At 44.3% G+C, this 13,741-nt stretch carries 9 protein-coding genes; 5 read left to right on the forward strand and 4 right to left on the reverse strand.

Going from position 1 to position 13,741, the window contains the following annotated elements; translation table 11 throughout:
- From ACP14V_RS09790 to ACP14V_RS09800, 3 genes are read right to left on the reverse strand one after another with little or no spacing between them, the layout of a single operon-like run.
- A complete protein-coding gene (locus ACP14V_RS09790) occupies positions 1–951 on the reverse strand; it encodes a carbohydrate kinase family protein (protein ID WP_272610355.1) in 951 nt (316 codons plus the stop codon).
- Positions 944–1,867: a 1-phosphofructokinase family hexose kinase gene (locus tag ACP14V_RS09795; protein WP_272610356.1), complete on the reverse strand. Its 924-nt coding sequence runs from the start codon at positions 1,865–1,867 to the stop codon at positions 944–946. Before ACP14V_RS09795 ends, ACP14V_RS09790 begins: the two co-directional genes overlap by 8 nt.
- 1 nt (position 1,868) lies before the next feature.
- Positions 1,869–3,011: an SIS domain-containing protein gene (locus tag ACP14V_RS09800; RefSeq protein WP_272610357.1), complete on the reverse strand. Its 1,143-nt coding sequence runs from the start codon at positions 3,009–3,011 to the stop codon at positions 1,869–1,871.
- A 328-nt stretch (positions 3,012–3,339) separates the two neighbouring features.
- Here ACP14V_RS09800 and ACP14V_RS09805 point away from each other — a divergent pair, with 328 nt between their 5' ends.
- The 5 genes from ACP14V_RS09805 to ACP14V_RS09825 all read left to right on the forward strand — a co-directional run bounded on the left by ACP14V_RS09805 (position 3,340) and on the right by ACP14V_RS09825 (position 13,340).
- The gene (locus tag ACP14V_RS09805; protein ID WP_272610358.1) at positions 3,340–3,936 is read left to right on the forward strand and encodes a Crp/Fnr family transcriptional regulator; all 597 of its coding nucleotides are present in this window, start codon (positions 3,340–3,342) and stop codon (positions 3,934–3,936) included.
- 466 nt (positions 3,937–4,402) lie between these two features.
- A complete protein-coding gene (locus ACP14V_RS09810) occupies positions 4,403–4,951 on the forward strand; it encodes a DUF4347 domain-containing protein (RefSeq protein ID WP_272610359.1) in 549 nt (182 codons plus the stop codon).
- 11 nt (positions 4,952–4,962) lie between these two features.
- The gene (locus ACP14V_RS09815; RefSeq protein ID WP_272610360.1) at positions 4,963–10,014 is read left to right on the forward strand and encodes a gliding motility-associated C-terminal domain-containing protein; all 5,052 of its coding nucleotides are present in this window, start codon (positions 4,963–4,965) and stop codon (positions 10,012–10,014) included.
- Positions 10,015–10,044: 30 nt separating this feature from the next.
- Complete coding sequence (locus tag ACP14V_RS09820) at positions 10,045–10,935, forward strand: PorP/SprF family type IX secretion system membrane protein (protein WP_136567063.1); 891 nt, start codon at positions 10,045–10,047, stop codon at positions 10,933–10,935.
- Between the two features lie 194 nt (positions 10,936–11,129).
- Positions 11,130–13,340, forward strand: coding sequence for a DUF5916 domain-containing protein (locus tag ACP14V_RS09825; protein WP_272610361.1), 2,211 nt, complete (start codon positions 11,130–11,132; stop codon positions 13,338–13,340).
- On the opposite strand, the gene ACP14V_RS09830 is transcribed toward ACP14V_RS09825, so the two are convergent.
- A complete protein-coding gene (locus ACP14V_RS09830; RefSeq protein ID WP_272610362.1) occupies positions 13,337–13,738 on the reverse strand; it encodes a response regulator in 402 nt (133 codons plus the stop codon). The two genes, ACP14V_RS09825 and ACP14V_RS09830, sit on opposite strands and share 4 nt — an antisense overlap.
- Between the last annotated feature and the right edge of the window lie 3 nt (positions 13,739–13,741).

Genomic DNA, 13,741 nt, shown 5'->3' on the forward strand with positions numbered 1-13,741 from the left:
CTAGGATGTTGTTTTGATATGTTGAAGTTGTTCTATTTTCTTTTGTAAAGCTTTTTTATCCTTGAAAGCTTCCGTGCCTCCTGCCATTGTGGTGTTGATGGCCCCCATCAAGTTACCGTTCAAGAGACAATCCCCAAGTTCTGCTCCTTGTAGATATTTTGCAATGAATCCTGCATTGAATGAATCCCCAGCCCCTATGGAGTCCACATAGACATCTGCTTTGAAGGCTGACGCTTGGACCCGTTCCCCATTCTTTATCCCCAAACTACCTTTACTTCCCATTTTTAGGGCAATGGTATTGGCATAAGGTTCCACTTGTTTCAATGCGCTTTCTACATCATTCTCTTGGGTAAGCCTCAAAATCTCCGCTTCATTGGGCATAAAGACATCAATATATGGAAGACATTCTTTATAATCGAAATTCCATACATCTGCAGGGTCCCATTGCAAATCCAATGATGTGGTAAGTCCTTTACCCTTCACCTTTTTGAAAATGGCCGTTATATCTTGATGCAGTCCTTTCTGCAAAAAGAAATTGGAAAGGTGAAAGTGTTTGAAGTTCGACATTTCAAACCACGGAATATCCAAAATGGTCATAGCCTCCATGGCGCCACAATAGGTAACGTTGGCTCTATCCTCATCGTAATTCATCACCACGGTCACCCCGGTTTGATGGCTATCCGACCTTCTTACAAAAGCAGTGCTTACATTACGGTCTTCCAAGGTTTCCATAACATAATCTCCAAATTGGTCGTTGCCCACCATGCCCCCAAATGCAGTAGAAACCCCCAACGCAGCGGCATTGGCCGCCATGATTGCGGAAGAGCTTCCCAAAGTGAGCGTAAGATCGTTGGCCACAATTTCCTTTCCTATCTGGGGGAAACCTTGGATTCCATTCAGAATAAGGTCCACATTAAGCTCCCCAACTACCAGTAGTTCGTTTTTAGCCATGGCACAAAAGTTTGGTTTCTGTCGATGGTAAAAAGTCCATTACATCTTTATGTTTTAGCATGCCCAAATCGTCATTGACACAATTGGCGGCTCCAAAGGCCGCTCCATATCGGGCTACTTGTTCCAAGGACATATTTTCGGACAAGGCATACAATATTCCTGCGGTAAGGCAATCCCCACTGCCCACGGTACTAATTACTTTCTCCAAGGGTTTTAGGGCATGTACCACTTCTTTTCCATCAGCTAGGTAAAGTCCCTTTTTGCCTTTGGTCAAGGCCAATAATTGGACACTACCCTTTAATCCTTCCTGTACTTTTTCAGCTTCCTCTGTTCCGAAAAGGTCTTTGGCTTCATGCTCATTGACATGAAGTCCATAAAATCCCATCTTGAGGGCATTCTTTAATTGCCCCCCTGTTCCATCCAACAGTAGTTTCTTGTTCAACTCCTTACAGGTTTGGGCAACAGCTTGGCTAGCATTTTCCGGTACGCCTTTGGGCCAAGAGCCCGATAGGTTGACCATTTCCGATAATCCTACAAGTTCCTGTAGTTTTAGGGTAAACGATTCCCAGTCTTTGGGGCTTATGGTTGGTCCCGGCTCCAAAATTTCAGTATTGGCGATAGAGGAATCATCCGAACGGAAGGTATAACATTGTCTGTTATTTTCAGAAAGTTCCACTCCTTCTATCTGTATCCCTCTTTTTTCGCATTCCATTTTAATCCATTGACCTGTGGTTCCTCCCCAAAATCCAAAGAGAGTGACCTTCTTTCCCATTTCGGCCAAAGCCAAGGCAACATGGGTCGCTTTGCCTCCCGGATAGGCTTTTATTTTTTCCATACGGTTGACCGACCCTATTTCAAATTCCTTGAAATAGGCATAACTGTCAATGGATGGATTTGGACAGATACAAAGAATCATGTCACTTCTTGTAAATTGTTACTCCTTGCACTACTCTACTGATGGCACCGTTAACTGATGGATTATCTGGATTCAATCCCAATTCCTGTGATTTATAGAGTCCTAAAAGCTGACCTATGACCACATAGGGTAAGATAAAAATACCAGCCACATCATTAGAGTGTTTGGTTATTGGCATCATGTAGTTGGATTCCATGGTTCCATTGCCTTGACCAACCAATACCATATCAAGATAACCCCCTCCCTGAACAATACTGGATACTAGGTCATTCTCATATTTGGCCACATGGGAATCTGGAGACAGGAAGAAAACCAAAAGGGTGTTTTCCTTTACCACTGCCCTGGGCCCATGTCTGAAACCCAAACAAGAATCATATTTACAAATCACATGGCCATCCGTGAGTTCCTGTAACTTCAGATGACATTCATTGGCAATTCCTTGAAGAGGTCCCGAGCCTAAAAATATGGCCCGATCAAAATCCAAATGGGCCACCCCTTTCAAAAGTTCTGCATTATCAAAAATCTTTTGTGTTTCCTGTGCCGAATGCGCTACCCAAGTTTCGGCCTCATCCAACCTGTCCAAGTTAAACACCAACAAACTGGAAAGCAGCATGGATGAAAAGCTGCTGGTCATTGCCAAAGACTTATCATTGGTTTCCTCTGGCAATACTATACAATAATGTGTAGAGGAATCCTGTTCCGCCATTTTAGCCAACGCCCCATCGGGATTACAGGTAATCACCAAATGCTTGAGATTCCCTAATCTCGCCTCCAACAGTTTTACAGTTTCCACACTTTCCGGACTATTGCCCGATCGCGCAAAGGATATTAAAATAACAGGGGACTCAGATAAGGTATCCACTACTTCAGGGTGTGTCACTAAATCCGTTGTGGCAATGGCCCTAGTACTAAGCCCTGTAGCCCCAGCAATGGCCAACTCAACCGATTCACCGATAAAGGCAGACGACCCGGCGCCGGTCAGTAAAATAGTTGTGTTGCCATCTGATAAGTGTGAGGTAAGAAACTTGTTGATTCCGTCTCGTTGTCCTTGAATTTCCTTAAAGACCTTTTTCCAAACTTCAGGTTGTTGAAAAATCTCTATTTCGGTATGGGTTCTATTCTTTTCCACCATTTCCATGGTCATGTTCTACTTTAATGGTTAGGTATGGCCAACCTTATTTAATCGACCTTTGAACAAAATAAACTAAAATGTTTCATAAAAAAAAGCTTTCGATTCCTTTTTATTTGAAATAATTTTATTTTCAAAACATTTTTATTTTTGAATTAGGCGTTAGACAACTTGGGAGCACTTGATAAATATCAATATCTGAGGAACAAATGTTCATTTTTCAAAAAAACATTACGTCAAATACATATCAAACCGTATCTTTCGGGTTCAAAAATACCTGTCCCGCCCCATTTTGGTGTTTTTGATGCATTGTTCAATACTTTTACCAAAACCAGCATTCCAAATGCATTCCAGCCAGAATTTAGAGAAAAATCTCTTCATCATCCTGTACCTTAATTCCATTTACCCACTCAGCCCAAGCCTTAAGGCGTATTTGGCCAATAAAATTAAAAGCTGCTATTTCAGAAAAAACGAAATCATAAGCAGGGCCGGGGAAGTCTGCAATAGACTATACCTTATTAAAAAAGGTATGGTCCGGGGCTATTTTTTGAGTGATTCCACGGAGATCACCACATGGATCGATACAGAAAATGAAATCTTCACCTCCATAACTGGCTTCTTCAGGAATGAGAAAAGTAGAGAGTATATCCAAAGTCTCGAAGAAACCCATTGCGACTATCTGGACTATGAGGATTACAAGTATTGTCTCAATAATTTTCCCGAAATACGCCAAATTAATAGAATCATGCTCGAGGAATACTATATTTTGGCGGAGCATAGAGTGTATTTGGCTCGAATTCCCAATGCCAAAAAACGGGTTCTCTATTTTAAGGAAAACATTAGACCCGATATTGTAGGAAGAATCCCCAGAAAACATCTGGCTTCTTTTTTGGCGATGAGGGCAGAAACCCTTTCCCGTATCATGAAGGAAATCCTATAGAGGTACCATATACATCCTATAATGCATTTTCTACACCTATATTTTTGTAGGAATCATTCCACATCACACCCTTGAAACAGTGTTTTTAGGTTCATTTAGCTTCATTCAATGTAAGAAAATGACTCTAAATTGATATTTGTCAATTCCTCGAACGATTTCATAAAATAAGACCATACCACCTCCGTTTCTTAGGTGAAGAATAAGAAAATCTGTACAGTTCTTCTTGTTGTGAATGTAGGAAAATGACAGACGCAACAGCCTAAAAAACATTTAAAAATAGTTCTTTTTATGGAAGAGATTTACTAGAACCTGTCCAATACATTTTCAAGATTTTAAGGCGGCCTTATTCAACTTGGGCCACTAAGCGAATTGCCTCGATTTTGCAGGCGTGACCTTCCCATGCCTTTACTGAACGAAAATAAAAATCAAAAAAAATCACAATTGACACAACCTTAAACAAAAATCAATGAAAGATTTAATCAACAAGAAAGTTTTGCAATCCTTTTTTTACCTGTTCCTCTTTACTGTGACAGGAACCATGGCACAAACCAACAGTATTGTAATCGTGGATGCCAAGTATTCACAGAAACAACAAGTACTCGACAATTTACCGAGCAATACAGAGGTATTGGAAATCGATGGAAATGGGAACCCCTGGAAATCCATTCGTGAGCATTTGGAAAACAATCGCTCTACAGTTGCTGTTCATTTGTTTGTCAATGCAAGCTATAATGCCTTTGAATTGGGAAACACCACATACGATTCGGACGCAGTTGACCAAGAATTTGAACTATCCATGTTGGAAGGTCTCTACCAAGGTGACCACATTCAGCTTATAGTCTATGACTGCAACCTGGGCTCCAACACGGAAGGCCTTGCCCTACTCAAGAAAATTAGTGACAAATCTTACTTCAACATTGCAGTGCCCACCAACTGTAGTTCGGTTTTTAGGAGCAATCTGAAGTTTGATCATACCACCATGAACCAACCCACCCAAAATTCAATATTTCAATAGATCAACCAACCATGAAACAGACTTTTACAAGCATTTTATCGCTTTTCGTACTATTTCTACTGGTAGGGACCGTACAGGCCCAAACCGTGGATATGACCGTACAGCAAGGACCCAACGTAGATGTTATGGTAACCGTTGGATCGGCCAACGTGGACCTATCCACTTTTGAGGACGATCTGGAACAAGCCATGCACTTAAAAGGAATTCCTCTGGGCAAACTCAGGGTAGAAGCCTTTCAACGAAGTTCCATATCCTCTGATCAAGCCGATGCCAGTGACATTTTCAACAGCTGGAACAAGATGGACTTTAATGGAGCTGAACCACCAAATGCCCATAATTATTTGGGCAGTGCCGGGGGAGGTTCCTACAGCGGGCCTTACTTTTCCTTTGATTCCGGCACTAACCAAATCTTGGCAGATCCCGTGGCCCGGAACTCAGGCAATTATGGAGTGGCCATGTACGACCCCACCGGCGATGTATCGGATGGGACCATCTCCGCCACTTTTGGTCTTTCGGGGGCACCATATACCCATGCCGAGGTAGGCTTTATCTTCAGAAAAGTAGACAATGACAATTTTTACGCCTACATCATAGACAACCACACGGCTTGTGGAAACTTATCCAATTATGCTCCTGGAGACGGTTATCCCGCCGAAGCCATCTTAAAAAGAGAAAATGGGGTCACCACTATCTTGGCTGTAAACACCAATAGTGGAAGAACGGGAACGGCAACCTACGGATGGGAAGCCAATAGGGCGGACATGTTTGCTGCCTTCTATAACGGACAGAAAATTGATTTTAAAATAGAGATGTCCGGAAACAACATTAAAGTATCCCGTAGAGGCGGCGGTGGAGATGCCGGAACCGAATGGATCCAATCTTTTGACATTTCGGATACAACACACCCCTCTGGAAGTTATGGATTCTATGTCCATGAACAGCAAAATGCCTATTTCAAAGACATCAACATTGAAAAATTGGAACTCCGTGCCTTTAAAGATGTATTGCGTGAGCCCCAATGGAGAAACAGCGCTTTACGCTTCAACGTAAACTTGGACGACCTTGAGGTAGCGGATTTTGATTCTGATACCGACCTATCAGAAATCTTAATGCGTACCATCAATGAGGACATTCATTATATTGGTTGGGGTACCAATACCAATCAGGCCCAATTTGAGCGCTTTATTGTACAAAACAACGATCAAGGTACATTCATCAACAGGGATGCCGGAAGCTGGGCTTCATGGATTGATGATATGGCACAATACATCTATGAACAATATCAATTTGGTACAGTAAGCGCCGGGGAGTTCTTCATCGCCGGGACATCCGTTGAAATCGATGTAGATCCAGCACAGCTTAAAACCAATACGGCCAATGCAAGCTACCCTAGCGGACGCTGGAACATAACCCATGACGAAACCTATTTTGACAACAATACGGGAAAAGTTTCCTGGAACGGATTGTATTTGGAAGACGTACCGGAATACTACGAAAAACCGGGTAAGTATACCTTCACTTTTGAAGACCTGCCAACAGCACCAACAACCCTGTTTTTCCACCGTAAGCCCGTAGCGAGTTTTACCTATAGCGGGGATACAGGTTTTATCAACAACACTTCATACGATTTGGATGGTGGTGCCAATAATGGTATTGCCCAATCCGAATGGAAATGGAAATCCGTGGATGCAGCTTCCACAAACGATTGGAACACGGGGGCCTTTGATAAGAATTCCGTCAGTGATGGCCAATATTTGGTTATGCTACGGGTACAGGACCACCAAGGCACTTGGAGTAGCCCAACCAGTATCTATGTAGAAAAAACTTCAGGCTCGGGAGGTTCAAGTGACCTTCCCATTGCTCAGTTCAATATCCTTCCGGATATGCTCAATACCTATACGGGTACCATGACCATTGCCATTGAGGACAACTCTGTAGATCCCTACGGCAGAACTTTGAGCACACAAGAGTGGATTGTTACCCAACGCGTCTATGATACCAATGGAGACCCGACCGATACGGAAATTTACAATGCGGGTACTCCAATGACCGATTTCTCTGCCTACAACAATGTATCCGCAGAATACATCATCCGCCTACGGACGCAGACCGATACGGGTGTTTGGTCTGAGCCTTTTTATCGCACGTTGACCATTGTTGATGACAACACTGACCCAACCATTACGGCAACGCCATCCAGTGGAAATCTGGATACCAATACGGACATTCAATTGGTTTTTACCGATGAAAACGGAGGTAGTGGTTTTGATGTACAACGCTTTGCCAAAATTCAGAGTGCAACCCCACCTGCTACCGACAATGCAGCGTGGACTTCATGGAGCAACAGTCAATCCAAGACCACATCATTTGCTTCAGGTGGCTCGGGATGGTACATTCATGCCGAAGTCAAAGATAACGCCGGTAATACGGGTACTGCAACCTTTGGTCCCTATGATGTGACCTTGGTGGTAAGCGCCGATGACGATTTGGCCATTTTGGATGAGGATACCACTTCCAGTCCCATAGATGTGCTCTTTAATGATGTGTACGATACCAACGTTACCCCAACCGTGACCATTACGGTTCAGGGTGCCAAGGGTAATGCCGTGGTCAATGGAAGCAATCAGGTAGTGTATACCGCAAATGCCAATGAAAATGGAACGGATACCGTTACCTATGAATTGGATGATCAGGGACAGAAAGTAACGGCCAACATTACCCTTTCCATTTTGCCAAAAGATGACTTGCCCGTGGCAAATGCAGATGCCTTTACCATGGATGAGAGCGATACTTTGAATGAGGACGTTTCAACCAATGATGTAGAGATTGATGGGGATGATTTGGTGTACCACCTCATTTCAGGGCCATCACATGCCACTTCCTTTACCTTTAATCCAGATGGAACCTTTTCATATGAACATGATGGGGATGAATCTGGTTCAGATAGCTTCACCTACAATTTTGAAGATGAGGTATCCTTCACGCAAACTGTGACTGCTACCCTTACCATCAATAATGTAAATGATATCCCTGAAGGAGGCAATATCTCCGTAGATGTGCTTCAAGATGCAGGATACGCGTTTGCCATGGAAGATTTCACCTTTTCCGATGATGATCCAAGCGATGGTTTCAATGGAATACAAATTATCTCATTGCCTGTAAAAGGTACATTGACCTACAACGGAAACCCTATTTCCATCAATGATATGATTAATGATGTAACCCTTTTGGTGTACACAACAGAAAATGGTGAATTTGGCGCAAACTATACCTCCTTCACATTTAAAGTCAAAGATGGTTCCGATGCATTGAGCTCCACTACGTATAGTGCAGATATTGCAGCAGCCCAAGATACTGATGGTGATGGGATCCCAAATGATTTGGACCCGGATGATGACAACGACGGAACGCCCGATACCGAGGATGATTTCCCATTGGATGACTCCGAGGATACCGATACCGATGGTGACGGAACGGGCGACAATGCCGATGACGACGATGACAATGACGGAACCCCTGATTCCGAGGATGCATTCCCAAAGGATGACTCCGAGGATACCGATACCGATGGCGACGGGACAGGCGACAATGCCGATGACGACGATGACAACGACGGTACCCCTGATTCCGAGGATGCTTTCCCATTGGATGATTCAGAGGATACCGATACCGATGGCGACGGGACAGGCGACAATGCCGATGACGACGATGACAACGACGGGACCCCTGATTCCGAGGATGCATTCCCATTGGATGATTCGGAGGATACAGATACCGATGGTGACGGGACAGGCGACAATGCCGATGACGACGATGACAACGACGGGACCCCTGATTCAGAGGATGCTTTCCCATTGGATGATTCAGAGGATACCGATACCGATGGCGACGGGACAGGCGACAATGCCGATGACGACGATGACAACGATGGTACTCCTGATTCCGAGGATGCTTTCCCTAAAGATGATTCAGAGGATACCGATGCCGATGGTGACGGGACAGGCGACAATGCCGATGACGACGATGACAACGACGGGACCCCTGATTCCGAGGATGCGTTCCCAAAGGATGATTCAGAGGATACCGATACCGATGGTGACGGAACCGGCGACAATGCTGATGACGATGATGACAATGACGGGACCCCTGATTCCGAGGATGCGTTCCCAAAGGATGATTCGGAGGATACCGATACCGATGGTGACGGGACAGGCGACAATGCCGATGACGACGATGACAACGACGGGACCCCTGATTCAGAGGATGCATTCCCTAAAGATGATTCGGAGGATACAGATACCGATGGAGATGGTGTTGGAGACAATGCCGATGATGATGCCGATAATGATGGCACACCGGATTCTGAGGATGCATTTCCTAACGATCCCAATGAAGATTCAGACGTTGATGGTGATGGCATTGGAGACAATCAAGACAATGATGACGACAACGATGGTGTTACCGATGTAGATAATGATGGGGATGGTCTTGGTGACAATGTGGATACTGATGATGACAACGATGGAATTCCCGATAGCGAGGATGATTTCCCAAATGACGCTTCGGAAACCACAGATACCGATGGGGATGGAATTGGGAACAATGCCGATTCCGACGATGACAACGATGGCTATTCCGATGAGGTTGAAGAATCCCAAGGTACGGACCCAATGGATGCATCCAGCATTCCTGTTGATACGGACGGTGATGGTATTCCAGACAGCATGGATGATGATGATGACAACGATGGTGTACCAGATGCCAACGATGCTTTCCCAACCAGCAATGAACCTACCTTGGTACCTGCACAAGCTTTTACCCCTAACGGAGATGGCAACAACGATGCTTGGATTATACCGGGGATCGATAACTATCCCAATAATACCGTATCGGTCTACAACCGATGGGGCCATGAAGTATATGCAACGAGGTCCTACCGAAACAACTGGGAAGGTTTCTACAAAAGCAGAAATGAAAAGCTTCCTGCAGGATCGTACCTATACATCATTGATTTGGGTGATGGAAGTGCTCCATTACAAGGCTGGATCTTTATCAACTATTAACCACAACAACAGAAAACACACAATACAGACATGAACCTAATTAATAAATTACAGATACTGTTGGCGGCCATGGCTTTTACCGCAACAGTGAGTGCCCAGCAAGATCCCAACTATACCTTTTACCGGTATAACATGAACATATACAACCCGGCTTTTGCCGGAAGCTCCGAGGCTGCCGAATTCTCATTGGGAATTCGGAGCCAGTGGGCAGGTATAGAAGGTGCACCGGAGAGTCAAAGTGCCATCTTTGGTATGCCCGTTGGAAAGAATGTGGGATTGGGAGCATCCATTCTCAATGACCGCACTTTTATCGAACAACAGACTTGGGTGGCCATAGATATTTCGTATTTCATCCAATTGAATGAAGACCATCGCCTTTATTTTGGCATCAAGGGTAGTGCCAACTCTTATGATGCGAACACCGATGGATTGATTACCTACGGTGTGGGACAAGATGGCACGCTCATGAACTATGAAAGTAGGTTTACGCCCAATGTGGGTGCAGGGGCCTACTTGAAACACGATAGATACTTTGTGTCCCTTTCGGCTCCTAAACTCCTTACCCCTGATAGATTACAGGAACGGGATGGAAACGCATATTTAGGCGTTGACCGAATGCACGCCTATCTAAGTGGAGGCTACAGTTTTATCTTGGGCAAAACTTTGGACCTAAAGACCATGGGAATGTTTCGCTATGTGGATGCCTCCCCTATATCTTTGGAACTTACCGGTATCTTGGATTTTGGGGAACGATTTGAATTTGGGGCATCCTATCGCTTTGATGAAAGCGTCAGTGGTTTGTTCCTATTCAACATAAGTAATGGTTTCAACTTGGGGTATGCCTACGAGACTTCCATCCAGAATTCCATTGATGGATTGGACAACAATACCCATGAACTCTTCATGCGGTTGCGTATGTAAGACCAAATTCCATTTTGAACGTAACAAATGCCCCATCAATTGTGGGGCATTTTTTTTATCGGTTTCCTTACGTTTTCTTATTCAGGCTGAGAGTATCACAACTTAATGCCCAATACCGTAATATCTAACAAGATTTTTCACCGCGGACCCCATCGTTTTTTTTAGCTTTGCCAGCATTCAACCAAATTGCAAAAATGCAGCGCCTTTACGTATTGTTCTTTTTTCTCGTTAGCCTAACGACCTATTCCCAAGATGTAGAAATTTTTAAACCCAATCCCAATAAAAATAAGCTGGAAGCCATGGAGACTTCGGGTCCCATCAAAGTGGACGGCATACTGGACGAAGCAGATTGGGCAAAAACAAAGCCTCACCCTAGGTTTACCCAGGTAGACCCTTATCAAGGCGAAGCTCCCAATCACGATACGGAAATCAAGGTGCTCTTTGATGAGGACAATTTATATTTCGGGATTTTCTGCAAGGATTCATTGGGAAAAAAGGCCATTCGTGCCACGGATTTCAAACGTGATTTTAATTTTAGGACCCATGATTTGGTAACCCTGTGTTTTGATGGGTTCAATGATGAGCGAAATGCGATGTCCATTGTGGTCAACCCCTATGGTGTGCAACGGGACTACCTATCCTTTGATGCCATGTACTACGATATTGAATGGGATGGTAGATGGACTACCCGGACTACTCGGACAGACAAAGGTTGGATTGCCGAAATTGCCATTCCATGGAAGACCTTAAGATATCCCAAGACCGATGACCCCACTCAAATTTGGGGCTTTCAATTGTATCGTAACCGAAGATTGACCAACGAGATTACCGCTTTCTCCCCATTTCCACGTTCGTTCAGTGCGGCGAGAATGGATTATGCAGGAAGGCTTACCAACCTTAAACCACCTCCGCCAACGCCCAATATCCAAGTAAAGCCTTACCTCCTCACCTCCTACAATCGGTATAAGGGAAACAACCCTGATATTGAAGATGAAAATACGGATGTGAAAGCAGGGGGAGAATTTAAATGGGCCATTGACCCCAACAATGTTTTGGACATTACCGTAAACACTGATTTTGCCCAAGCCGATGTTGACCGACAGGTAAACAATATCAGTCGTTTTTCCGTTTTCTTCCCGGAACGGCGACAGTTTTTTCTGGAGAATGCTTCCCTTTTCGGAATCAATGTAGGCCCAGGCGATCGTTCACAGGGCGGATCTATGGTAGTACAGCCATTTTTTAGTCGAAGCATTGGTCTTGACAACGAAGGGAATCCGCTTCCCATTGATGTTGGTGGACGTTTTGTGCATCGTGCATCAAGAAGAAATTATGGTGGTATTTATATTCGCCAAGCAGGAAATTCCACCATATCCGGAACCAACTTTTTGGTGGGAAGATACTCGGAGAATTTTGGAAAACAGAACCGCATCGGGGCACTGGTAACCGCTAAAAATGGTTCTGAAAATACCAACATTACCGGAACTGTGGATGCTTTTATACGATTGGGCGAACCACATTCCATCAATGCCCTTTTGAGTTACTCAGGGAATACGGAAATAGGTGGCGGCGGTTTCTCCGGAATTGCTCAATATTATTACACTTCCAACAAATGGAAAGCATGGTGGACCCAATCCGTGATCACCAAGGATTTCAATCCGGAAATGGGATTTGTTTCCCGAAGTGATGTGATAGGGACCACACCCGGAGTCACTCGGTTCTTTCGAGGGGAAAAGATGCCTTTCAAGAAATGGTTACGTGCTTATGAACCCAGTGTGCATGCACAGTTTTATCATCAAGCTTCCACGGGAAAATTGATTGAGCGCCAGTTAACGGGAAATCCCTTATACCTCAATCTTCAAAATGGAGGGAATTTTGGCTATGAGGTCACCAGTTTTTTCCAAAATCTGACCGAAACCTTTACGCCTCTCGGCCTTTCCGTTCCCGTTGGCGAGTATGATTATGTGCAACATTCCGTTTTTGGGAACAGCGACCCTTCCAAAAAACTCAATTTTGGAGGAGAAGTACAGTGGGGAAGCTACTTTGATGGTGATTTGACCTCGTACAACGCCCAGATAGGATACTCTCCCCTACCCCATATTTCCTTGGGTGGGAGTTTTAATAGAATTGAGTTTGATGCAGTAGGGACAGGAAGTATCAGCAAAAAAGTAGACCTGTTCAGCTTGGAGTCCCGCTTGGCCCTGAACCCTAGGGTCCAGCTTTCTGGGTTCCTTCAAAAGAACACGGAAAACGACCTCACCAACATCAATGTCCGTTTTTCATGGGAATACAGCCCACTGTCCTTTGTGTATTTGGTGTTCAATGATCGGGACTTCAATGAGACCCTTTATGGCAATCAAACCGAACAACAGGCCATTGTAAAAATCAACTTCTTGAAACAATTCTAGTCTTTCCCTACTAAGATTTGCTTCAATTCTTGTTCATTAACGGGTTTAATGATATAATTGCCCACTACCTCATACTTCTTGGCGCGCTCTTGGTCTAATGGATGAATGGATGAGCTGACCACATAAATAGTGACCCTTTCCCTATTATGGTGGGGTATTTTAACAAAATCATCCAAAAAGCCCCAACCGTCTTTGATAGGCATGTTCAAATCCAAGAAAATGATCGAAGGCAACGGTCTTCCGGCCCCCAGCATATCCAAAAGACCGTCAATGGCTTCCTGTCCATTTTGGAACACCAACACCTCATCGGAAAAGTCCAGCCTTTTCATGAGGATCTTCATCCCAAATAAGTGTATGGGGTCGTCATCCACAATACAAGCACTTTGCAACTGACTCATTGG

The organism is Flagellimonas alvinocaridis, from assembly GCF_965248585.1.
In the GTDB taxonomy this organism is placed as follows: Bacteria; Bacteroidota; Bacteroidia; order Flavobacteriales; family Flavobacteriaceae; genus Flagellimonas; species Flagellimonas alvinocaridis.